Below are 22,631 nucleotides of genomic sequence, written 5' to 3'. Positions count from 1 at the left end.
AGCGCGTCGATCCCGAAGGCGGCGGCACGTGGCGTGTCGACGCGCGGCTCGGCATTGATGCCTTGCCAGATGAGAGAGCCAGCGAGGATCGCGCGGTATCGCGACTTTCGTTGCACGACGGGAAGCTCAGATGGGAATCGCCTGCTAGAGCTGGCAACGCCTCAACCTACTTCCGGTGCGGCTCGGTCAAGTCCGATATCCGCCCTGCCACCAGCCAGGAAACGCGATACGGACCGACCATCATCAGCCCGTATCGATCGAACTACCGCCTCAGTCGCGCAGCTTCACCAACCAGCCATGGCGATCCGGCAGGCGGCCGTACTGGATGTCGGTCAGTTCCTTGCGGATGCCCATCGTCACTTCGCCGGCCGGTGCGTTGAGGTCGCCGACGGCGAAGTCCTTGCCCTTCAGCTGGCCGATCGGAGTGATCACGGCGGCGGTACCGCAGGCGAAGACTTCGACGATGTCGCCGGAGGTCACGCCCTGCTTCCACTCATCGATGGAGACCTTGCGCTCTTCGACGGCGTGGCCGCGGTCGCGCGCGATCTGCAGGATGCTGTCACGGGTGATGCCTTCCAGAATGCTGCCCGAGAGTTCCGGGGTGACGATGCGGCCGTCCTTGTAGACGAGGAAGACGTTCATGCCGCCCAGCTCTTCCAGGTACTTGCCTTCCACCGGATCGAGGAACAGCACCTGCGAGCAGCCCTGCGCCTGCGCTTCCTGCTGCGGCAGCAGCGAGGCGGCGTAGTTGCCGCCGCACTTCGCCGCGCCGGTGCCACCCTTGGCGGCGCGTGCATAGTCCTCGGACAGCCAGATCGAGACCGGCGCCACGCCCTTGGCGAAGTACGCGCCCGCCGGGCTGGCGATGACGTAATAGCCGGCCTTCTGCGCGGCGCGCACGCCGAGGAAGGCCTCGGTGGCGATCATGAAGGGACGGAAGTACAGGCTGGTCTCCGGCGCAGACGGCACCCAGTCGCCATCGATGGCGACCAGCTGGCGCAGCGATTCGACGAATTCGTTCACCGGCAGCTGTGGCAGCGCCAGGCGCGCGGCCGAGCGCTGCAGGCGGGCGCCGTTGGCGTCGGGGCGGAAGGTCCAGATGGACCCGTCGGCGTGGCGGTAGGCCTTGATGCCTTCGAAGATCTCCTGGCCGTAGTGCAGCACGGAGGCGGCCGGGTCCAGCGACAGGGGGCCGTAGGCACGCACCTGCGCATCGTGCCAGCCCTGCGCCTTGTCCCAGGTGATCTCGACCATGTGGTCGGTGAAGTGCAGGCCGAACCCGGGGTTGGCGAGGATGGCGTCGCGCTCGGCGGCCGTGCGGGCCTTCTCGTTGCGGGTCACGCGGTAGGTCAACGGGGCGGCGTTCATCACGTTCATCTCTTCCTTCCTGACGGGTTCTGCAGAGGGCGAGCCGGGGGGCTCAGAGCATGCCGGTTTCCAGCTTGGCGGCTTCGGACATCATGTGGCGGCCCCACGGCGGGTCGAACACCAGTTCGACATCGGCCTCGGCCACGGTGGGAATCATTTCCAGCTTGCTGCGCACGTCGTCGACCAAGATCTCGCCCATGCCGCAGCCGGGGGCGGTCAGCGTCATCTTCACTTCGACGCCGCGCTGGCCATCCTCGCGGGTGCTGAGGTTGGCTTCGTACACCAGGCCCAGGTCGACGATGTTGAAGGGGATTTCCGGATCGAAGCAGGTGCGCAGCTGGTTCCAGACCAGTGCTTCGACCTCGTCGTCGCTGGCGTTCTCGGGCAGCGACAGCGGTTCTGTGGGTTCCTTGCCGATGGCGTCGCCGTCCTTGCCGGCGATGCGGAACAGGTTGCCTTCCACGAAGACGGTGTAGCTGCCGCCGAGCGCCTGGGTGATGTAGCCGTAACTGCCGGCCGGCAGGGTGACGAGTTCGCCCTGAGGCACCAGCACGGCCGCGCAATCGCGGGAGAATTGGACGGGTTCGCTGCTGCGGGAATACATGCCGGACCAGATGGGGGCGCGCGTGGGGCGCTGCAAGGCGGCCTATTGTAGCCCCCACCCCCGGGAACCGGGTCGAAGCCTTATCCTTGGCGGCCCTGCCGGAGTTCCCATGCCCCCCGCGACGCGTCGCCCTTCCCGCTGGCTGGTCCCCCTGATGTTGCTGCTCGGCGGCGCCAGCCTGGTCCTGATCTGGGTGACGGCCGCCCTCTACCTGCACCGGCAGGCGGGCTGGATGGCCTTGCTCGCGGCCCTGGACGTGATCGTGGTGCTGCGCCTGGCCGGCATGCCGGCGGGCGCGCCGCGGGCCGCGCTGGCGCTGGTGGCGACGGCGGTGATCTGCGGGATGTCGCTGTGGGGCATCGTGGCGACGCAGCTGGGCTTCGCGCTGGGGCTCACGCCGTGGGATTCGGCACTGAAGCTGGGCCTGCACCATGGCTGGACACTGCTGATGCTGGCAATGACGCCGCTGGACTGGATCGCGCTGGCGCTCGCCCCGCCGGTTGCTGCTTGGGGCGCACGCTGACCGCTCAGGCTAGTCGCTGCTCGCGCATGCAGGTGGCGAACACCTGCACGGCCTGTTCGATCTCGGCCACGGACATGCTGGCGAATCCCATCAGCAGCCCGGCCTGCGGGGGAGGACGCTGGTAGTACGGCGCGATGGAGTACAGGTCCAGCCCTTTCTCGCGCGCGGCGAGGATCAACGCGTTCCCCTGTTCCGGGTCGGCCCTGCGCAGCCACGCGACGAGGTGCATGCCGGCGCGCGAGTCGGCCACATGCAGCGCATCGCCCAGTTCCCGCGACAGCGCGGCCAGCAGCGCGCCACGTCGCTCCAGCAGCGCGCGCCCGGCGCGGCGCAGGTGGCGCTCGAAGCCGCCATCGGCCATGAAGTTGGCCAGCGCGGCCTGCTCGATGGCGGAACTGCCGAAGTCGTCCTGCCACTTGGCGTTGAGGTAATCGCGCTGCAGGCCGGGCGGCATCACCAGGTAACCCAGCCGCAGCGAGGGGAACAGCGCCTTTGAGAACGTGCCCACGTAGACCACGCGGCCGTCGCGATCCAGCGAGCGCAGCGCAGCCAGCGGCTGGGCGTCGTAGCGGAATTCGCCGTCGTAGTCGTCCTCGAAGATCCAGCAGTCGTGCCGGCTGGCATAAGCCAGCAGTTCCAGCCGGCGCTCCAGCGACATCACCACGCCGGAAGGGAACTGGTGCGACGGCGTCACGCACACCAGCTTGGGTGGCGCGGCAGGCAATCGGTCCAGGCGCAGGCCGTGCGCATCCACCTCCACGGCCTCCACCTGCGCACCATGGATCTGCAGCACTTCGCGCATCGCCGTGTAGTGCGGTTCCTCCAGCACGGCGCTTTCGCCCACGTCCAGCAGCACGCGTGCGGTCAGCGCCATGGCCTGCTGGGTACCGGCGACGATGAGCACGTCCGCGGGGGCGGCCTGCACGCCGCGACGGCGCGCCAGGTAGTCGCACACCGCTTCGCGCAGGGCCGGCAGGCCCTGGGTCATCGGGTAGCTGGGGGGCGTGTACGCGGCGGCGCGGCCCAGTTCGCGCGCCCAGGCGGTGGTGAGCGCGGGGTTGGTGTACGGCACGCCGTAGGAGAAGGCGTAACGCATGCCGGGCGTTGCCCGCCCGGGCATGCTGGCGTGATCGTGGAAACGGCGGCCGCGCCGGGCGAAGGCGGACTGCGGGGGGTGCTCGACCTGGGCGGGCGACGGCAGTGCCTCGGGCTTGACCGGCGGCGTGACGAAACTGCCCGACCCCACCTGGCCACGGACGAAGCCCTCCGCCCGCAGCTGCTCGTAGGCGGCCAGGACGGTGTTGCGCGACAAACCCAGCTCGCGCGCCAGCTGGCGCGTGGCCGGAAGGCGGCCACCTTCGCCCAGGCGGCCGGCGAACATGGCCGCCTTGAGCGCCCGCGTCAGTTGGGCATGCAGCGGCCCCTGGCCATCCATGTTCACGTGCACGAAGAACTCCCTGCGTGGATTGGCCCTATTCAAAGCGATTGAATTGGACCTTGATAGTGCCACTTCCAAGCGCGTTGATAGAGCCAATTCCCCTGCCGGAGGTGTCCCGCCATGCCCGTCTTGCTCGCCCACGGCGTCGAACGCCCTCATCTCCGGACGCCCTGGGTGCTGCTCGCGGCGGTCACTGGCGCGGTGCTGGACCTCGGCGTGGCGGTCCTGTTCTGGGCGGCCGAGGGCGTGGACCCGCTGCGCATCCCGCAGTCCATCGCCGCCTGGTTCCTCGGCCGTGCCGCCTACGACGGCGACACCTCCACCGCCCTGTTCGGGGTGCTGGCCTACACGGCGCTGGTGTGGCTGCTGGCGCATCTGTACCTGGCCGCGTTCAGGCGTCATGCGGCGCTGCGCCGACACCCGTTGCGCGTCGGCGCCCTGTTCGGCGCGTCGATGTACGTGGCGGTGTTCCATGTGGCCGTCCCTTTGCTGGCGGTGGAGGGCGGCGCACCGTCCCGACCCGACGGGGTGCTGGTATGCCTGCTGGCGTGTGCCGGCCTGATCGGCGTACCGATCGCTTGGGCGTGCGGACGCGTGCTGCGTCGCTGAAATCCGCGTCGGCATGGCCCCGTGCGGCGGGGACGCAATTGGATCTGTGCATGCGCGCGCGCCATGCGTCCAATCGCAGCCCAGATGCCCCATCCGCATGCACATGACACCTTCCTGCTTCCGCCGTGCCGTCGCTCCCACGCTGTTCCTCGCCGCCGCCGTCGCGGGCTCGCTCGACCTGCTGTACGCCCTCACCTTCTGGGGTGCCCAAGGGGTGCCACCGGTGCGCATCCTGCAATCCATCGCCTCGGGGTGGCTGGGGCGCGAAGCCTATTCGGTCGGCGCGCCTGCGGCCGTGCTCGGCGCGCTGTCGCACTACGGCATCGTGCTGGTGATGGCGTGGGCCTGTTATCGGGTGGCGCGCATCTGGCCCGCACTGGCCCGGCGCCCCTGGCTGTTCGGACCGCTCTACGGTGCAGCGCTCTATCTGGCGATGACCTACGTGGTGGTGCCGCTCTCCGCCGCAGGTAACGGGCAATGGCCTGCGTGGCAATGGAGCCAGCTGGCGCACCTGGCTGCGCATATGGCGCTGGTGGGCACGCCCTGCGCATTCGCCGCCGCGCGCGTGCTGCGCAGCCCGGCGTCCGGCTGACGACGGGAGGGCGTGCACGTTCATTCCGGCCCGCATGCCGACAGCGGCAATTCCATCGCCTGCAGTCCCTCGCCGGTCACGGACGACTCGGCAAACAGCACCAGGCCCATCGCGCCGATGTCCGCATCCGCAGGCAGCGGCACGCTGGCCTCGCTGGCATATGTGTCGCCGAGGACCTGCCATGGCCCCTGCAGGTGTCTTACCACCCGGTCGTGCCGCAGCCGCCTGCCGGCGTTCTCGCCGGCCGTCACCCGGCTACTCAGGCCATCCTGATAGAGGGCCAGCCACAGCAGCGGTGACGAGGCGGTCGCCTTCCGCGTGTATGCGCCGATCGTCACCCGCAGTTCGCCCTGCCCGCGCATGACATCCAGGGAGAGATCGATGTCCGGCGGCAGGGAACGCTCCGCCGCCAGCAGCCTCGAGAACGCGCCTGCATCACGCCAGTCGACCGGCACGTGCCGACCCATCATCACCTGGGGCGTTACCACCACGCGCTTGCCGGCAAGCAGGACGCGGGCCTCCTGTCGCCTGCCATGCAGCGGTGCGGCGAACGGATCGGGCCAGCCAATATCGTCCCAGTAGTCCACGTGCAGCGCCAACAGCACGGGCCGCTGGTCTGGCGGCCGGGTCGCCAGCGACGACAGCCATCGATCCGCTGCGGGGCATTCGCTGCAGCCTTCGGCGGTGTACAGCTCGACCAACGGCGCACGCCCGCTTCCGCTCGTCATCGAACACGCCGCATCGGCTTCCATGCAGGCGGCAATGCCCGTGATCCAGCAGACGGCCCGCAATGCACTACGCAGCATGGCGACTCCCAGGCGTGAATGGAAGGCATGACGCTAGCGGCGCGCCCCCGTGAGCGTTGTGCAGGCGCTGCGCAAGTCGTGGCCCGGGATATCGCTGCACGCGCCGCGTGGAGGCGCCGGTCCGGATGATCAAGCCGCGCATATCGTTTTCGTCGTGGTGCGCGCAATCCCGGGGTTAAGAACTCGTGATGCTGACGGAAGTCCGCCGACGCAGCGCGGGCGCCTTCCACCCATCACGGAGCTTCCCATGACGTTGCAGCACAGCCCACTGCGCGAGGCCATCCGCGTGGCACTCGCCGCCACCGCAATCTACACCTGCGCCGCGGCCGCCCAGGACAGCACGCAGGACCCCACCACGCTGGACCGTATCGAGGTCACCGGCAGCCGCATCCGCCAGGTCGACATGGAGAGCGCCGCGCCGGTGTTAACCATCAGCCGGGACGACATCGAGCGACAGGGTTTCCAGTCCATCGCCGACATCCTGCAGAACATCTCCGCCACCGGTGCTCCGGCGATCAGCCGCGCGATGCCGTTGTCGTCCGGCGAGAATGTGGGTGGACAGTTCATCGACATGCGCAACCTCGGCACCGCGCGCACGCTGGTGCTGGTGAACGGCCAGCGCATCGGCGCCAGTACCAGCGGTCTGCAGGACATCTCGCTGATCCCGACCGCCGCCGTCGAACGCATCGAGGTGCTGAAGGACGGCGCCTCCTCGATCTACGGCTCCGACGCCATCGCCGGCGTGGTCAACATCATCACCCGCTCGGGCGTGGAGGGCGCGCAGGCGCAGCTCTATCACGGCCAGTACGACGAGGGCGACGGCAAGATCACCCGCGCCGACTTCGTACTGGGTTTCAACGGCGACCGCGGCTCGCTGACCACCGCGGTGGAGTACCGCAAGGAAGAGGAGGTCATGGCCCGCGACCGGCCGTATTCGGCCTATCCGCAGGGCCAGTGGCATCCCACGCGCGGATGGACGACGGTCAGCCAGTGGGGCGTGATCAATCTTCCCGCGTCCCTCGGCGGCAATCGCGTGCTCGACGCCGGCGCCGACTGGCGCGACATCGGCAACTTCCATGCGCTCAACACCAATACCGGCACCAGCGCGGCCGATCCGGCCGGTTCCACCGCCGACAAGAGCAACCCCAACCAGCAGACCCATCTGCGCACGCCGCTCGAGAGCCGCTCGCTGTTCGTCGATGGCAGCTTCGACCTCACCGAGGACATCCGCTTGCGCGGCAGCATGCTGTATAGCCAGCGCGAGGCTGCAAGGCAGATTGCGGGCTATCCATTCCAGAGCGCGTCGTTCGGGCTGATGATGTCGGCCGACAGCTACTACAACCCGGTCGGCACGCACCACGGTTACGCCGCACCGACGGCCGTCAACTTCGCGCGCCGCACGTGGGAGATCCCGCGCGTGGACAAGCCGACCTCCACCACCTGGCGTTTCACTGTGGGACTGGAGGGCAGCTTCCAGGCGGGCGAACGGTTCTACGACTGGGACGTGAACTACCTGTACAACAACAACAAGGTCCACCAGGAGAACTACGGCAACCTCAACCTGGCCCGCGTGGCGCGGGCGGTGGGTCCGTCGTTCCTCAACGCCAACGGCCAGGTGCAATGCGGCACGCCGACCAACCCGATCCCGCTGACCGACTGCGTAGCATGGAACCCGTTCATCCCCTTCGGCCGCGCCGGTGACGGCGGGCTGACCGACAACCGGGCGCTGATCGACTACCTGTTCCAGACGTTGAACTCGACCGGCGAGACGGAGACCGAAGCATTCACCGCCAACCTGTCGGGCTCGCTCTTCGCGCTGCCCGGCGGCGAGCTGGGCTTCGCCGTGGGCGTGGAAAGCCGCAAGGAATCCGGCCGTTTCATTCCCGACGCGATGGCGGTGACGGGCAACTCGACCACCCTGTCCGCAGGCCCCACCAGAGGCAGCTATCGCGTGGACGAGCTGAATGCCGAGCTGTCGATCCCCCTGCTGGCCGACCTGCCCGGTGCCGAGGAGTTGAGCTTCAGCGTAGCCACGCGCTATTCGGACTACGATACCTTCGGTGATACCACCAACAGCAAGGTCGGCTTCAAGTGGAAGCCGGTCGACTCGGTGCTCGTGCGCGGCACCTACGCCGAAGGGTTCCGCGCGCCGACCATCAACGACCTGTACGGCGGGGGTTCGCAGACCTTCAGCTTCTTCACCGATCCCTGCGACACGCTGTTCGGGGCGTCGGCGGGCAACGCAGCGGTCCGCGCACGCTGCGCCCAGGACATCGCCAACGCCGACACCTACCGCCAGCTCGCGCAGGGCTTCGTCCCGGCCGGATCGCCCAACTCGCAGACACCAGTGGCGTTCTTCAACGGTTCCAACCCGGACCTGCTGCCGGAATCGTCCGAATCGAAGACGCTGGGCGTGGTGTGGAGCCCGGGATTCGCCAGCGGCCTGAACGTCAGCCTGGACTGGTGGAACATCCGCATCGAAGACACGATCGTGGCCGACACGCCCATGCAGATGCTCAATGACTGCTACATCCAGAACGATGCCGCGCGCTGCGCCGCCTTCACCCGCGATCCGGTGCTCGGCTTCGTCAACAACCTGACCTTCAACGGCATCAACGCCGGTTACCGCGAAACGGAAGGCTACGACCTGGACCTGAGCTACCGCCTTGCCACCGAAGCGGCGGGCGATTTCCGGTTGGTCTGGCAGACCACCTACACCGCGCGCGACGAGATCAAGACCGACACCAACCCCGCCACCCTGCCGCAGCAGCTGGTCGGTTACGCGACCTCGCCCGGTTTCATCGGGACATTCCGCGTCCGCTCCAACGCTAACCTGACGTGGACCTTCGGCAGCTTCGGCGCCACCTGGGGCGCCCGCTACTACTCCTCGCAGAAGGAGACCTGCCTGTCCGCAGCCCTGTTCCCAGACGAATGCAGCGATCCCGGCTTCGTCGCCGCCAACCCGGCGCAGTCGCGTGCGGTGCACAAGCGCGGCTCGGTGACGTTCAACGACATCGAGTTGCGCTGGACTGCGCCGTGGGATGCGACGATCTCGGTGGGTGCCAACAACGTGTTCGACCGCGAGGGTCCGCAGTTCTACAGCCAGCCCAGCGCCAACGTGTCCTACCACGGCCAGTACGACATCGGCCGCTTTCTCTACATGAAGTATCTGCAGCGCTTTTGAGTGAAGCCCGCGCCCGGTCCCGTCCTGGGGCCGGACGCGGCGCGCGCAGCACGTGCACATCCATCGCGCGCATGCGGTCCATGGCGGGCGCTGCCCCTGCACCATGCGCGCCCGTGCACTGCGCGATGCTGCATGCGTCCACAGCGCCGCACCGCTCTCCCGGCCAGACCGGGCGCCAGTTCCCTGCAGAGGAACGTCCTGCCCTTCAGGTGGACATGCCCGGCCCGGCCGGGCGTTCTTTTTTGCGACCTAGAAAAAGGAGCCGGGGCGCCGCATTGGCTCCTGCGCAGGGCAGCGGATTGGCCCTCAAATCCCGCGCCAATGCCGCCTAGAGTGGCCTTGATGCAATGCCTCCAGCGCATGCATGCAGAGGGCCAATACGATGCGCACGCTCCACTACAGCCTCAGATTCGGCGACAGCCTCGATCTCTCCCGGCTTCCCGGCGATGCCTTCCACGTCCTGCACGCGCGCGGCCGCGGCATCCAGGTGGATACACCTGCCGGATGGATGTCGCTGTGGTGGCCGTTGCAAGGCCCACTGGCACTGTCCGCCACCAGCGGCCACTGGACCCTGCCCGCGCGCCACATGCAGGTGTGGCGTGACGGCGCGCTGCGCTGCCGCGCACTCGGTCCGCGCGGATGGCTCGCGCTTTGTGCGTCCGTGGCCGCATGGGACCGCATGGGGCAGACCCGCGAGCCGGCGACCGGACTGCTGCCCTGGCGCGGCCGCGCCAGCCGCGACGCGGCGGGCCTGCTCGCACGGATCGCCCGCGACGGCCACGCAGGCGATGCACGCACGCCGGGCGACCCCGCCACGCTGCTCGAAGCCCTGCATTCCGCGCTGGGCGACCTGCAGATCGATCTACAGGCCTGCCTGGCCCGCTGCAACGGCCGCACCTTGGCACGGAGGCAGCAGACGCTGCTGCGCCTGCTGCGCGTGCGCCATGCGATCGAGTGCAACCCCGACGTGCGGCTGGACCTGGATGCGCTGTCCGGCATGGCGAACTACTCGCCCTGCCACCTCATCCGCATCTACCGCAGCGTGTTCGGGGAAACACCCACCGAATACGCCGCGCGCCTGCGGGAACGCCAGGCGTGGGACATGGTCAGCGGCACGGGTCTGCCGATCTGCGAGATCACCGGGATGCTGGGGTTCGAGAGCCAGAGCGCATTCTGCCGCGCGTTCAAGAACGCCTTCGGCCGCACCACTTCGGAAGTCCGCCGCCTGCGACAGGAGGACGGCAACGAAGTGCCCCAGCCTGCGGCCGCCTGACGAACAGGACGCGCGCGGGCCGGCGGGCTCAGTGCCCGCCGTCCAGCGCCTTCAGTTCGCTGACCAGCGCATTGGCCATCTCGGAACCATCGCCGTACAGCATGCGGGTGTTGTCAGCGTAAAACAGCGCATTCTCGATGCCGGCAAAACCGGTGCCCTTGCCGCGCTTGATGACGATGGTGTTCTTGCTGTTCACCACATCGAGGATCGGCATACCGTAGATGGGGCTGGCCGGGTCGGTCTTCGCCACCGGGTTGACCACGTCGTTGGCGCCAATCACGAGGGAGACGTCGGTGTTGGCGAACTCGGGGTTGATGTCGTCCATGTCGGCGATCAGGTCGTAGGGCACGCCGGCTTCGGCCAGCAGCACGTTCATGTGGCCCGGCATGCGGCCGGCGACCGGGTGGATGGCGAACTTCACCTTTACCCCGCGCTCCATCAGCTTCTGCGTCAGCTCCCAGATCTTGTGCTGTGCCTGCGCCACCGCCAGGCCGTAGCCGGGCACGATCACCACGCGTTCGGCATAGGCCATCATCGCGGCGACGTCGGCGGCCTCGATGGGCTTCATCGATCCGCCGATCTCCTGCATGGCCGCGCCGCCGCCGCCGAAGTTGGAGAACAGCACGTTGCTGATCTTGCGGTTCATCGCCTTGGCCATGAGGCGCGTCAGCAGCATGCCGGCCGCGCCCACCATGGTGCCGGCGATGATCAGCGCTTCGTTGCCCAGCACATAGCCTTCGAACGCCACCGCCAGGCCGGTGAAGGCGTTGTACAGCGAGATCACCACCGGCATGTCGGCACCACCGATGGGCAGCGTCATCAGCACGCCCAGCGCCAGCGATAGCACGAAGAAGGCGATGATCCACGGCATCGCCAGCGTGGTCAGCGCCATCACGCCGCAGGCGATGGCGGCCAGCGCCACCAGCGCGTTGAACCACTGCTGTCCCGGGAAGGTATAGCGCTTGTCCATGCGCCCGTCGAGCTTGGCCCAGGCGATCACCGAGCCGGTCAGCGAGACCGCGCCGATCAGCGCGCCGATGACCGCCAGCGAGAGGGTGAACGTGGACGGTGCCGGCTCACCGGCCGAATAGCGCACCAGCTCCACCGCGCCGATTGCCGCGGCGGAACCGCCGCCCATGCCGTTGAACAGCGCGACCATCTGCGGCATGTCGGTGATGGCGACCTTCTTGCCCCAGACCCAGTTCAGGCCCACGCCGATCACGATGGCCGCGACCATCAGGCCGATGTTGTGCAGGCCCGGCAGGAAGAACGTGGCGATGGTGGCGATCAGCATGCCCACGCCCGCCCACTGGATGCCGCTGCGCGCGGTCCTGGGGCTGGCCATGCGCTGCAGGCCCAGCAGGAACAGCGTGGCGGCCACGAAGTAACTCAGTTTCACCAGCGTCAACGCACTCATCATGCCTGGCTCCCCCCGGAAGACGACGCGACCTGCTTGTCCAGCCGATGGTGTTCACGCATCTCGATGGCGGTCTTCAGCAGTCCCACCATGCCCAGGCCGAACGCCACCAGTCCCAACGACAACTGGTTCACCACTGTCGTATCGGCCAGATACGCACCGACCAGTCCGGCCACCATGGAGGTGAGCGTGTAGAAGGACAGCAGGAGGAGCATCCAGCGTCCCTTGCGCGGGTCCTGCCAGACGCGCCTGGAGACGTCGTTCTGCGTTCTGGTGGGGTCCTGCAGCGAGGACAGGCCGATGCCGATGCCGGCGTACAGCAGTACATAGTTGAAATCGTCGTAGACCGTCGCCCCGATGTCTGTGCCGGCCATCGCGAGCGACCAGCCCGCTTTGGCCCCGTACCCCAGCGCCACCAGCAACGCCGGGTACTGCAGGTAGCTCAACCACTGGAAGAGGTCGCGCGCGGTGGCGCCGGCGCGCGCGGGCATGATCGGCGTGCTGCTCACTTGCCACCCGCGGGCTTGCTGCTCTTGAACATCTCCAGCATCCGCTCGGTGACCACGTAGCCACCCGCGGCGTTGCCCGCCCCGAGCAGCACGGCGATGAAGCCGATGGCCTTCTCCAGCGTCGTATCGGCGTGGCCCAGCACCACCATCGCGCCGATCAGCACGATGCCGTGGATGAAGTTGGAGCCCGACATCAGCGGCGTGTGCAGGATCACCGGCACCCGCGAAATGATCACGTGCCCGGCGATGGCCGCCAGCATGAAGATGTACAGCGCCACGAACCCGTCGCTCATCCGCTCCCCCATCCTGTCCACGTTGTCGGCACCACCGCGCAGGGGCGGGGCGTGTTCCGCATCATAACCATACCTGAATCCACCGGGGCCCCAGCGGGGGCGTGTCAACCGGACGCGCCGTGGCGCGTTCCCGCCTGCGGTATCCACGGAGGATTGACCTTGACGCCCGTCCCCGCCACTGCGCATCCGCATCGCCCGCACCCGTGGTCGGATCGCGGCTGATTCACGGCACCGGCCGCTAAGCTATGTTGGTGAGCACCGCCCCCCCTCCGTCGCCGGACACCGTGTCGTCCCCCGTACCGGCGGCGACGCTGGAACGGTTCCTGGCCGACATCGGCCCGCGGGCGTTCCGTTTCGCCGAGGCCGGGCTGCGCCAGCGCGAGGACGCGCTGGATGCGGTGCAGGACGCCATGATGAAGATGCTGGCCTACGCAGACCGCCCCGCCGAAGAATGGACCCCGCTGTTCTGGAGCATCCTGCGGCGGCGGATCGTGGACCTGCAGCGCCGCGCCAGCTTCCGGCTGCGCTGGCTGCTGCCCACCGGCGACCGTGGCGAGGAAGGCCCGGTGGACTGGGCGCCCGACCTGGGCGCGGGACCCTCGCAGGCGCACGACCAGCGCGAGGCCTACGCGCGTCTGGTGAGAGCGCTGCGCGGCCTGCCGGCACGCCAGCGCGAAGCGTTCACGCTGCGCGTGCTGGAAGAACTTGACGTGGCGGACACCGCGCGCGTCATGGGCTGCTCGGAGGGATCGGTGAAGACCCACCTGTCCCGTGCGCGAGACGCCCTGCAGAAGCAACTGGAGGAATTCCGATGAACCCGTATACCCCTGACGACGGCGGCTTCGACGCGCAGGCCCGCACCCTGCATCGCGCGTCGCTGGCGCAGATGTCGCCCCAGGCAATGGCGCGCCTGCGCGCCGCCCGCCATGAGGCCCAGCGCGCCGCGCCGGCGTCCGGCGACGCGCGCCCATGGCGCTGGCTCACCGCGACCGCGTTCACCGCCGTGCTGGCGGTCGGCGTCGGCCTGCAGTTCCTGCCGCAGGCGCCCACCCCCTCCTCCCCCGGCGTGACGACGCCCGCACCGCTGGCCTCGACCGACGGCGAAACGCTGGACGAAACCGCCGCTGGCACGCTGGAAGAAGACCCCGACCTGTACCTGTGGCTGGCTTCCGCCGAGGCACAGCCCCTTGCGATGGAGTGACCCATGACAACCCGTATCGCCCGCCTCTTCGTCCTCGGCCTGCTGGCCCTCGCGTCTGCCGAGGCGTTCGCCCAGTCGCCGCCGCCCGCGCCCCTGCCCGCCTGGGAAAAGCTTACGCCGCAGCAGCGCGAGGCATTGATCGCTCCCCTGCGCGACCGCTGGAACCGCGAACCCGAGGACCGTCCCCGCATGATGGAGCGCGCGCAGCGCTGGCAGGCCCTGTCGCCCGAGCAGCGCGCACAGGCACGCCACGGGATGAAGCGCTTCGAAGGCATGAGTCCGGAACAGCGCCGACAGGCCCGCGCGCTCTACGGCCGGATGAAGGAACTCACGCCCGAGCAGCGCGCCGCGCTGCGCGACCAGTGGAAGAAGATGACGCCCGAGCAGCGCGAGGCGTGGATGCAGGAGAACGCACCGCGGCGGCGCCCGTCGCGGGAAGAGCGCTGATCCGGTTTCGCCCGCGTCAGGCCGCTTGCGCGGACGCGTCGGACCGTTCCGGCCACACGGTCTTCGCCAGCAGTTCGTCGTTCCAGTCGAACTGCAACGCACCGTCCTTGACGAACAGGGACACGAAATTGAACACATTGCGGGCGTACATTTCGCTGGCGTGCACCGCGCCCAGGCTGGCCAGGTTCAGCGGGCCCGCAATCGTCACGCCCTGGGCATCGTAGGTCTCGCCGGGGCGGGTGAGCTCGCAGTTGCCGCCGGTTTCCGCCGCCAGATCCACGATGACGCTACCGGGCTTCATGCCGGCGACCATCGCGGCGGTGATGATCTTGGGGGCCGGCCTGCCGGGGACCGCCGCCGTGCAGACCACCACGTCGATGCCCTTGAGATGGTCGGCCAGGCGCTGCTGCTGCAGGGCGCGTTCCTCTTCGGTGAGCTGGCGTGCATAACCGCCCTCCCCCGCCGCACTCACGCCCAGGTCCAGGAACCTGCCGCCCAGCGATTCGATCTGTTCGCGCGTTTCCGGGCGCACATCGAAACCTTCCACCTGCGCACCCAGGCGCTTGGCCGTGGCCACGCCCTGCAGCCCGGCCACGCCGGCACCGACGATGAGCACCTTGGAGGGCCGGATGGTGCCGGCGGCCGTGGTCAGCATGGGGAAGAAGCGCGGGGCGAGCTGCGCCGCAATCAGTACCGCCTTGTAGCCGGCCATGCCGGCCTGCGAACTCAGCACGTCCATCGCCTGCGCACGGGTGGTGCGCGGCAGCCGTTCCAGCGGGAAACTCTGCAGGCCACGCGCCTGCAGCGCATCGGCCCGCACGGGATCGGCGGTGGGCTGGAGCATGCCGACCAGCGTGGCGCCCGCCTTGAAACCGGCGATCGCATCGGAAGGAGGCGGCTGCACGCAGAGCAGCACATCGGCCTGCGCCCGGCCTTCGCCATCGTCCACGGCAGCGCCGGCATCGGCGTAGGCCTGATCGATGAAGCCGGCAGCTGCGCCTGCGCCACGCTCGACGACGACGCGCGCACCGGCGGCGACCAGCTTCTTCACCGTCTCCGGCGTGGCGGCCACCCGGCGCTCGCCGGGCGCGGTTTCCTTCAGTACCCGAACTTCGACCGCCATGGCGCCCCTCGTCGTTAGGTCATCGCTGCGGCGATGCTAACAGAGCGCGACGGCGCCGCGCGGACGCCCGGCGCGATCAGGAAGGGATGCCCGCCGAGGGCGTGGGCTCGAGGCGTTCGATTACGCCCTGCATCGCGCTGTCGAACGCGTCCTCGCTCTGGTGCGTGCGCAGGCGGCCCAGACGGACCATGGCCGCCAGCTCCTCCGGCGAAGCCACGCAGAAGCGCACGCCGCGCCGGTTGACGAACAGCAGGCGCGAGGAAATGGGACTGACCCAGGACAGCTTGCCGGCCTGGACCTTGTTGTCCTTGTCGATGAAATCCAGCCACGTGCCGATGGGCAGGCCGCGGAAATGGTCCGCATCGCTGTGGTCGAAATCGAGCGTGTCGGCGCCACCGACAAGCTGGATGGGCGTGGCCTCTTCGTCCACGGCCGGTTTGGGCAGCACCACCTGGGGCAGTTCCGGCAGTGCCTTTTCCAGGTCCGGACGCGCCGCGGCCACCGCCTGCAGCGTGTCGTGCAGCGCGTCGACGGCCCCGCCTGCGGCATCCTGGTTCAGGCCAACACTGGCGAACACCTTCAGCAGCGCGGGCCTCCAGGCCTGCAGCCACGGCTTGCCGATCACGTGGCGCTGCGCTTCGGTCAGTTCTTCCAGCAGCCCGTCGGCCAGCGCCAGCGATTCGCGCAGGCCCTCGCCCTCCTCGCCCTCGCGCAACACCGTCATGGTGACGTGGTGGGCCCACGGCTGGCGCAGGAAATCCTCGATCGCCTGCGGCACGCGGCGGTCGGCCAAGCGCTCGTCCAGCTCGGCGGCCATGCGCGTGCGCGCGGCTTCCAGACGCTCCTGGCCGCGCTGGATCTCGGCGGCACGGCGCTCGGCGATCTCGATGCGTCGACGGTGCTGTTCCAGGAACGCGCGGAATTCCTCTTCCAGCGTCAGGAAGATCGCCAGGTTCTCGTTGAACTCGGCCACCAGTCGGTCGATGACCTCCTCGACCTTGGTCAACAGCGTGCGTTCGGCGGCGCTCTCGCCGTTGTTGCCCTCGCAGGCCTCGGCCAGCACGTTCAACAGGCGGCGCGCAGGATGCGTCTTCTGCACGAACATGCGGCGGTCCAGCAGCGCCACCTTGACGAACGGCACCACCAGGCGGCCGATCAGTTCGCGCGGACGGCCTTCCAGATCGCGCTCGTCCAGCATCACGTCGAACAGCATGCCGACCAGGTCGATGGCATCCTCGTCGACCGGCGCCAGGCGCGCCGTGGCGGGATCCACGCCCAGCTGCATCGCGCTGCTGAGCACTTCGTTCTTCAGGCGCTGCGACAGCGACTCGCCGGTGTCGCCGATGGCGGCGCGCAGCGTGGCGCTGGGGGAACTCTGCAGCAGCGACAGCACCGACAGCATCTCGCGCTGCGACAAGTCGCGCTGCGGATGCGCCGGACGCGGGGCCTCGTCCTGCACGTCACGGCCACGGCGCGATTCCTGCAGCAGGTGATGCAGCGCCTCCAGCAGGACGCCCTGTGCGCCGGGCGCGGAGGCGTAACCGGGCGGCACCTCGCCGAAGCCGGGGGACTGCGCGCCGGCATGTGCGGCCTGCAGGCCACGGTTCACGCCCGCCATGCGGTTGAGGAAGCGCGCCGCCCAGGCCGGGGCGCCCGGCTCCTCGTCGGCGATCAGGTCCTCCAGCTCGCGCGCAGCCTCGGGCCTGGAGGCACGGCGCGCCGCTGGCTCCGGCGCGGTACCGCCGCCGAGCCGCTGGTCGAGCGCCGCGTAGATCCGGGCGATCGCCGGGACCAGGTCGCGTTCGCACAGCTTGATCACCACCAGCCTGACCTCCGGGGCCAGGTCGCACGCCGAGAAGGCCTGGTGGACCGCCACGCCGATGTGTTCGGGACCGATGGGATTCAGGTCGCTGTCCAGCGCCACGTCGCCGGCGATCCAGCCGAGCCGGCGATCCAGTCGCAGGAGCACCGGCTTGCAATCGCGCTGGATGACGCTGGCCAGGTTGCGCACCGCCAGCCGGGATTCGAGTTCCTGGTCCGTCACCAGGGTCAGGGTGTCGTCCGCCCCCTGTGCGAATGCGGTCTCCATTGAGAGGGGCTGTCCCTCCTGCAGGGCCTTCCAGGCGCGCTGCAGGTGGGCGCGGAAGCGCACGACGATGTCTTCGCGACGACGACGCAGTTCGCGCATCGCATCCAGGAACGCCATCTGCGAAGGGCCCGCGCGCTCGGCGCGGTCGAACAGGGCGTCGTCGAACCGGCCCAGCGCTATGGCGAAGGCGTCCACCAGCGGCGGGATCGCCGCGTCGCGCGCCTGGTCGAGCAGGCGCGTGTCGCGCCCGGGGCGGTCCGCGATATTGAAGACGTTCGACATGCGCAGGGTCTCCGCCCGTGAGGGCGAAAGGCGTTCGGGGGATGCGGACCGGGGATCCGCCATGACATCGTAGGAAATCCGCCGCACGGGCAACCGTGATGCGCTCGGCATTTTAGTGCCATGCAACAAGATGTGACACGGTAAACTTGACGCATGTCGCTTACCGATCCCCTGCACGTCCTCGATACACGCCGCTCGGTGCCGTCGAAGCAACTCGGCGAGCCCGGCCCGGACCACGCCACGCTGCTGCGCATGCTGGCCTCGGCCGTGCGCGTGCCGGACCACGGCAAACTGGTGCCGTTCCGCTTCATCCGCCTGCAGAGGGAAGCCCGCCATGCGCTGGGCGACCTGCTTGCGGCACGCACCTTGCATCTGCAACCCGATGCGGCCGATGCCGTCGTGGAGAAAGACCGCGCACGCTTCTCTCATGCGCCGGTGATCGTCACCGTGGTGGCGCGGCTCACGCCGGGGCACAAGGTGCCCGAGCAGGAACAGCTGCTGACGGCCGGCAGCGTCTGCTTCGCCCTGCTGCAGGCCGCGCAGGCGCTGGGCTTCGGTGCGCAATGGCTGACCGGCTGGATGGCCTACGACGCCGCCGTCGCGGCCACGCTCGGCCTGTCGGCCGACGAACGCATCGCCGGCTTCATCCATATAGGCACGCCGAAAATGGAAGCACCGGAACGCGAGCGCCCCGATCCGGCCCTGCTGCTCACGGACTGGACGCCCGGTGCCTGAGGCGTTTCCTGCGCGGCCGCTGTACCTGGTCGACGCCAGCCTGTACGTGTTCCGCGCCTGGCATTCGATGCCGGACGAATTCCACGATGCCGACGGCTGGCCCACCAACGCGGTGCACGGCTTCGCGCGCTTCCTGCTGGAGCTGCTGGAGAAGGAGCGTCCCGCGCACATCGCGATCGCGTTCGACGAGGCGCTGGACAGCTGCTTCCGCAACCGGCTGTATCCGGCCTACAAGGCCAACCGCGATCCCGCGCCGGACGCACTGCGCCGGCAGTTCACCCACTGCAAGGCACTGTGCGCGGCGTTGGGGCTGAGCGTGCTGTCGCATGGCGAATACGAAGCCGACGACCTGATCGGCAGCGCGCTGCATGCTGCCCGCCCGGATGGGTTCCGTGGCGTCATCGTGTCGGCCGACAAGGATCTCTCCCAGTTGCTTGGCGACCACGACGAGCAATGGGATTTCGCGCGCGGCCAGCGCTGGGGCATGGCCGGCGTGAAGGCACGGCATGGCGTGGAGGCGCGGCAGATCGCCGACTACCTCGCCCTGACCGGCGATGCGGTGGACAACATTCCGGGCGTCAGCGGCATCGGTGCGAAGTCCGCAGCCGTCCTGCTGGCGCATTTCGGCGATCTCGACACCCTGCTGGCACGCGTGGACGAAGTCGCCTTCCTGCGCCTGCGCGGCGCCGCCACGATGGCCGTGCGCCTGCGCGAACAGCGCGAACACGCCCTGCTCTGGCGACAACTGACCACCATCGCACTGGACGCCCCCCTGGGCGATATCGCCCACGGCCACGCCCGCGGCCCGGCCGATGGCGACATGCTCGCGGGCCTGTCCGATGCGCTGCGCTTCGGCCCGATGACACGGCGGCGGTTGCGGGCGGCGGCGGGGCTGGATGATCCGGCTTACTGATCGTCTGTAAAACGTCACCCTCACCCGATAGCATCCCCACATGGACCGACGCGACGACGACAAGCGCAACGCACCCGTCAGAGTGGTCTGGCAGGGCAAATACCAGCGCATGATGGTGCGCGGCACGTGGGAGTACGTGGAACGTGCGCACGCGGGGGGCCTGGCGGCGATCATCATCGCGGTGACGCCGGACGACGAGGTGCTGTTCGTCGAGCAGTTCCGCGTGCCGCTGCAGGCGCCGACCATCGAGATGCCGGCCGGCCTGGTCGGCGACATCCATGCCGACGAATCCATCGAGGTCTCGGCGATCCGGGAACTGGAAGAAGAGACGGGCTGGACCGCCGCGCACGCCGAAGTGTTGATGATCGGCCCCACCTCGTCCGGGAGCAGCAGCGAGAAGATCGCCTTCGTCCGCGCGACCGGCCTGCGCAAGGTGGGCGAAGGCGGCGGCGATGGCGACGAGGACATCACCGTGCACGCCATTCCCCGCGCACACGCCGCCGCGTGGCTGGCGCAGAAAATCGGCGAAGGCTACGAACTGGACGCGAAACTCTGGGCGGGCCTGTGGATGATCGACCACAATCTGGACGGCACTCCGCGCGCCTGAGCAGGCCGCGCCCGGACAGGCTCAGTCGGGCCGGGCCTGGTACCCCGTCAAGCGCCATACCCCGCCCTCTTCGTAGCGGAGCGTGACCCGTTCCCGATACGGCAGGCCCAACGCCCCCATCCGGCAGGAGAACTCCAGCACGGCATAGGTGCCCGGCGGCTGGGCAGGCCCCCTGCGCGGGCGATCGATCCGTGCGGCAGTCCAGCGCCGCTCCATGCCCCATCCCAGCGCGCGACGATGCGAGGTGATGGAGGCGATGAAGGCGTCACGGGTCTGATGTCTTCGAAGCAGCGCCGAGGCGGCATCCCACATCTTCCCCACATCCCCGTGCTCAACCACGCGGATCAGGCGCAGGGCCGCCATGCCGAGCCGGGCGACATCCACATCCTCCAGCCCGATGCGGGGCGACCCGATCTCCGAGACCACGTCCTGCTCTGCCATCGCCCCCATCGCACCCTCGGCATCATGCGCTCAGAGGCTTCATCGGAAATCGTCCGCGTCCCCGGACACACAGACACGGCACAGCAGGCGAAACGGCGCATGGATACCCGCCAACTCACGCGGGCAGCACCGCCGCATACGGCACGCACCCATCCTCAACTCACGTGCAGGCACACCTCATGGACATGCGTGCGCGCAGACCCTGCCGCACACGCCGTCTTGCATCGTTCCCTCAGGCGAAGGCGTCGGTCGCACGCACCAGGGCGTCGACGTTCTCAGCTTCGAATGCCGAGTGGCCCGAGGCCGGGGTGATCTCCAGCTTCGCCTTCGGCCAGGCCTTGTGCAGGTCCCACGCATTGGCGATGGGGCACACCACGTCGTAGCGCCCATGCACGATGACGCCCGGGATCCCGGCGATGCGCGGTGCGTCGCGCAGCAGCTGGTCTTCGACCTCGAAGAAGCCGCCATTGACGAAGTAGTGGTTCTCGATGCGCGCGAAGGCCAGCGCGAACTCCGGCTCCTCGTGCCCGCTGACGAAGTCCGCATCCACGTGCAGGAAGCTGGTCGCGCCTTCCCACACGCTCCAGGCCTTCGCGGCGGCCAGCCGCGTGGCCTTGTCGTCCGAGGTCAGGCGGCGATGGAACGCCGAGATCAGGTCGTGGCGCTCCACCGGCGGGATCGCGGTGATGTAGTGCTCCCAGGCGTCCGGGAACAGGCGGCTGGCGCCTTCCTGGTAGAACCACTCCAGTTCCCAGCGTCGCAGCATGAAGATGCCGCGCAGCACGAGTTCGGTGACGCGCTGCGGATGGGTCTCGGCGTAGGCCAGCGCCAGCGTGGAGCCCCAGCTGCCGCCGAACACCTGCCAGCGTTCGATGCCCAGCGTCTCGCGCAATTTCTCGATATCCGCCACGAGGGCCCAGGTGGTGTTGTCCACCAGGTCCGCGTGCGGTGTCGAGCGGCCGGAGCCGCGCTGGTCGAACAGCACGATGCGGTATTTCGCGGGATCGTGGAACCGGCGCATCTTCGGGCTGCAGCCTGCGCCCGGCCCGCCGTGCAGCAGCACCACGGGTTTGCCCTGGGGATTGCCGCACTGTTCGTAGTACAGCGTGTGGCGGTCGTCGACCTTCAGCGTACCGGTGTCGAAGGGTTCGATGTCGGGGTACAGCGTGCGCATGGGCAGCCCGTCCTGGATGAAAGCGACAGTCTAGCCGCTCGCGTCCTGCACTTCCCTCAGCCGCCCCAGCGTCACGCGGTCGCGCTGTTCCAGGTCCCTCTCCGTGGCCACGTCGACGAAACCCGCAGCGGTCATCAGCGCGCGGATGGCGGCGCCCTGATCCCAACCGTGCTCCAGCAACAGCCAGCCGTCCGGCACCAGGAAGCCCGGTGCCCCGGCGATCAGCTCACGGATGGCATCCAGACCGTCCGTGCCGGACGCCAGCGCTGTCGTCGGCTCGAAGCGCAGGTCGCCCCGGGTCAGGTGGGCGTCGCCGTCGGCGATATAAGGCGGATTGCTGGCGATCAGGTGGAAGCGCTCGCCCCGCAGCGGCGTCCACCAGCTGCCTTGGCGGAATTCGACATGGGCGATGCCGTTCGCCACGGCGTTCATGCGGGCGATGGCGAGCGCGTCGGCGCTGAGGTCGGTCGCTATGACACGGGCCTGCGGGCGCTCGCTCGCCAGCGACAGCGCGATCGCACCGGTGCCGGTGCCGAGGTCGGCCACGCGCAATGGCCTGTCCGCCGACAGGCGCTCGAGCGCCAGTTCGACCAGCCGCTCGGTCTCCGGGCGCGGAATGAGCGTGGCGGGCGACACCTGCAGGTCCAGGGTCCAGAAGCCCCGATGGCCGGTCAGGTAGGCCACCGGCTCCCCGGCGATGCGGCGCGTCAGCAGGGCGTCGAACGCCGCCGTCTCGGTGTCCGTCAGGCGCGCGTCCCCGTGCGCGAACAGCCAGGCACGGTCGCGACCCAGCACATGCAACAGCAGGTGTTCCGCCTCGTGGCGCGCCTCCGGTCCCGGCAGGCGCGTCGCGGCGGCGCGCAGGGCGGAGTCGATCCGTACGGGGGGCTGATGGGCGGTCATCGCACGCATGGTACCGGGCCGCCGGCGTCCCCGATGGGCCTCATCGCTGCGCCGCACCATCATGGTGCTCAATCGTGTCCCGGCATCCGCCGCGCGGACG

General features: G+C 68.9%; 23 protein-coding genes. 11 read left to right on the top strand and 12 right to left on the bottom strand.

The genetic code is table 11. The features are described 5' to 3' along the window. Positions 1–270: 270 nt before the first annotated feature. Positions 271–1,368, bottom strand: coding sequence for a branched-chain amino acid aminotransferase (locus tag IAE60_RS08235; protein ID WP_187574704.1), 1,098 nt, complete (start codon positions 1,366–1,368; stop codon positions 271–273). Positions 1,369–1,420: 52 nt separating this feature from the next. Then, on the bottom strand, positions 1,421–1,972 hold the full coding sequence (gene sufT / locus IAE60_RS08230; RefSeq protein WP_185895399.1) for a putative Fe-S cluster assembly protein SufT: 552 nt from the start codon (positions 1,970–1,972) through the stop codon (positions 1,421–1,423). Positions 1,973–2,081: 109 nt separating this feature from the next. Here sufT and IAE60_RS08225 point away from each other — a divergent pair, with 109 nt between their 5' ends. Beyond that, on the top strand, positions 2,082–2,495 hold the full coding sequence (locus IAE60_RS08225; protein ID WP_187574505.1) for a hypothetical protein: 414 nt from the start codon (positions 2,082–2,084) through the stop codon (positions 2,493–2,495). Positions 2,496–2,499: 4 nt separating this feature from the next. Here the strand turns inward: IAE60_RS08225 and pdxR are convergent, their stop codons facing one another. Further along, positions 2,500–3,942, bottom strand: a complete 1,443-nt coding sequence (pdxR, locus tag IAE60_RS08220) for a MocR-like pyridoxine biosynthesis transcription factor PdxR (RefSeq protein ID WP_187574504.1) — start codon at positions 3,940–3,942, stop codon at positions 2,500–2,502. Positions 3,943–4,053: 111 nt separating this feature from the next. Here pdxR and IAE60_RS08215 point away from each other — a divergent pair, with 111 nt between their 5' ends. Both IAE60_RS08215 and IAE60_RS08210 read left to right on the top strand, forming a co-directional pair. After that, positions 4,054–4,542 carry a hypothetical protein gene (locus tag IAE60_RS08215; RefSeq protein ID WP_187574503.1) on the top strand — a complete coding sequence of 163 codons (489 nt, stop codon included), beginning with the start codon at positions 4,054–4,056 and terminating at the stop codon, positions 4,540–4,542. Between the two features lie 103 nt (positions 4,543–4,645). Beyond that, a complete protein-coding gene (locus IAE60_RS08210; RefSeq protein WP_187574502.1) occupies positions 4,646–5,134 on the top strand; it encodes a hypothetical protein in 489 nt (162 codons plus the stop codon). 20 nt (positions 5,135–5,154) lie between these two features. Here the strand turns inward: IAE60_RS08210 and IAE60_RS08205 are convergent, their stop codons facing one another. Further along, positions 5,155–5,940, bottom strand: a complete 786-nt coding sequence (locus IAE60_RS08205) for a DUF1223 domain-containing protein (RefSeq protein WP_187574501.1) — start codon at positions 5,938–5,940, stop codon at positions 5,155–5,157. Between the two features lie 247 nt (positions 5,941–6,187). Between IAE60_RS08205 and IAE60_RS08200 the strand changes: the two genes are divergently transcribed. Next, complete coding sequence (locus IAE60_RS08200; RefSeq protein WP_187574500.1) at positions 6,188–9,124, top strand: TonB-dependent receptor plug domain-containing protein; 2,937 nt, start codon at positions 6,188–6,190, stop codon at positions 9,122–9,124. 382 nt (positions 9,125–9,506) lie between these two features. Beyond that, positions 9,507–10,397, top strand: coding sequence for a helix-turn-helix domain-containing protein (locus IAE60_RS08195; RefSeq protein WP_187574499.1), 891 nt, complete (start codon positions 9,507–9,509; stop codon positions 10,395–10,397). A gap of 28 nt (positions 10,398–10,425) precedes the next feature. On the opposite strand, the gene IAE60_RS08190 is transcribed toward IAE60_RS08195, so the two are convergent. Genes IAE60_RS08190 through IAE60_RS08180 form a run of 3 tightly spaced genes read right to left on the bottom strand, consistent with a single transcriptional unit; the run spans position 10,426 to position 12,616 of the window. Beyond that, positions 10,426–11,817: an NAD(P)(+) transhydrogenase (Re/Si-specific) subunit beta gene (locus tag IAE60_RS08190; protein WP_185895397.1), complete on the bottom strand. Its 1,392-nt coding sequence runs from the start codon at positions 11,815–11,817 to the stop codon at positions 10,426–10,428. Then, on the bottom strand, positions 11,814–12,305 hold the full coding sequence (locus IAE60_RS08185; RefSeq protein ID WP_187574498.1) for a hypothetical protein: 492 nt from the start codon (positions 12,303–12,305) through the stop codon (positions 11,814–11,816). The genes IAE60_RS08190 and IAE60_RS08185 overlap by 4 nt, the downstream gene beginning before the upstream one ends. A 14-nt stretch (positions 12,306–12,319) precedes the next feature. Next, positions 12,320–12,616 (bottom strand): NAD(P) transhydrogenase subunit alpha part 2, encoded by a 297-nt coding sequence (locus IAE60_RS08180; RefSeq protein ID WP_093296220.1) that lies wholly within the window; start codon positions 12,614–12,616, stop codon positions 12,320–12,322. A 245-nt stretch (positions 12,617–12,861) separates the two neighbouring features. Here IAE60_RS08180 and IAE60_RS08175 point away from each other — a divergent pair, with 245 nt between their 5' ends. From IAE60_RS08175 to IAE60_RS08165, 3 genes are read left to right on the top strand one after another with little or no spacing between them, the layout of a single operon-like run. Further along, positions 12,862–13,431 carry an RNA polymerase sigma factor gene (locus IAE60_RS08175; RefSeq protein ID WP_187574497.1) on the top strand — a complete coding sequence of 190 codons (570 nt, stop codon included), beginning with the start codon at positions 12,862–12,864 and terminating at the stop codon, positions 13,429–13,431. Next, positions 13,428–13,817: a hypothetical protein gene (locus IAE60_RS08170; protein ID WP_187574496.1), complete on the top strand. Its 390-nt coding sequence runs from the start codon at positions 13,428–13,430 to the stop codon at positions 13,815–13,817. Before IAE60_RS08175 ends, IAE60_RS08170 begins: the two co-directional genes overlap by 4 nt. A gap of 3 nt (positions 13,818–13,820) precedes the next feature. Further along, the gene (locus IAE60_RS08165) at positions 13,821–14,264 is read left to right on the top strand and encodes a DUF3106 domain-containing protein (protein ID WP_187574495.1); all 444 of its coding nucleotides are present in this window, start codon (positions 13,821–13,823) and stop codon (positions 14,262–14,264) included. A 16-nt stretch (positions 14,265–14,280) separates the two neighbouring features. Here IAE60_RS08165 and IAE60_RS08160 read toward each other — a convergent pair whose 3' ends face one another. Continuing rightward, positions 14,281–15,387 (bottom strand): NAD(P) transhydrogenase subunit alpha, encoded by a 1,107-nt coding sequence (locus IAE60_RS08160; RefSeq protein WP_187574494.1) that lies wholly within the window; start codon positions 15,385–15,387, stop codon positions 14,281–14,283. Between the two features lie 76 nt (positions 15,388–15,463). After that, positions 15,464–17,758 carry a DUF1631 domain-containing protein gene (locus tag IAE60_RS08155; protein ID WP_187574493.1) on the bottom strand — a complete coding sequence of 765 codons (2,295 nt, stop codon included), beginning with the start codon at positions 17,756–17,758 and terminating at the stop codon, positions 15,464–15,466. Between the two features lie 153 nt (positions 17,759–17,911). Between IAE60_RS08155 and IAE60_RS08150 the strand changes: the two genes are divergently transcribed. The 3 genes from IAE60_RS08150 to IAE60_RS08140 all read left to right on the top strand — a co-directional run bounded on the left by IAE60_RS08150 (position 17,912) and on the right by IAE60_RS08140 (position 20,013). After that, positions 17,912–18,493: a nitroreductase family protein gene (locus tag IAE60_RS08150; RefSeq protein ID WP_187574492.1), complete on the top strand. Its 582-nt coding sequence runs from the start codon at positions 17,912–17,914 to the stop codon at positions 18,491–18,493. 67 nt (positions 18,494–18,560) lie between these two features. Further along, complete coding sequence (locus IAE60_RS08145) at positions 18,561–19,406, top strand: 5'-3' exonuclease (protein ID WP_244966716.1); 846 nt, start codon at positions 18,561–18,563, stop codon at positions 19,404–19,406. 40 nt (positions 19,407–19,446) lie between these two features. Beyond that, positions 19,447–20,013 carry an NUDIX hydrolase gene (locus tag IAE60_RS08140; protein ID WP_187574491.1) on the top strand — a complete coding sequence of 189 codons (567 nt, stop codon included), beginning with the start codon at positions 19,447–19,449 and terminating at the stop codon, positions 20,011–20,013. 21 nt (positions 20,014–20,034) lie between these two features. Here IAE60_RS08140 and IAE60_RS08135 read toward each other — a convergent pair whose 3' ends face one another. From IAE60_RS08135 to prmC, 3 genes are all read right to left on the bottom strand, one after another. Next, complete coding sequence (locus IAE60_RS08135; RefSeq protein WP_162110477.1) at positions 20,035–20,454, bottom strand: DUF4019 domain-containing protein; 420 nt, start codon at positions 20,452–20,454, stop codon at positions 20,035–20,037. A gap of 232 nt (positions 20,455–20,686) precedes the next feature. Next, complete coding sequence (gene pip, locus IAE60_RS08130) at positions 20,687–21,628, bottom strand: prolyl aminopeptidase (RefSeq protein ID WP_187574490.1); 942 nt, start codon at positions 21,626–21,628, stop codon at positions 20,687–20,689. Positions 21,629–21,658: 30 nt separating this feature from the next. Continuing rightward, a complete protein-coding gene (gene prmC / locus IAE60_RS08125) occupies positions 21,659–22,531 on the bottom strand; it encodes a peptide chain release factor N(5)-glutamine methyltransferase (protein ID WP_187574489.1) in 873 nt (290 codons plus the stop codon). Between the last annotated feature and the right edge of the window lie 100 nt (positions 22,532–22,631).

This window comes from Pseudoxanthomonas mexicana (assembly GCF_014397415.1).
In the GTDB taxonomy this organism is placed as follows: domain Bacteria; phylum Pseudomonadota; class Gammaproteobacteria; order Xanthomonadales; family Xanthomonadaceae; genus Pseudoxanthomonas_A; species Pseudoxanthomonas_A mexicana.
Note: the sequence above shows the minus strand (reverse complement) of the source record. Positions and strands in the feature narration are given on the sequence as shown.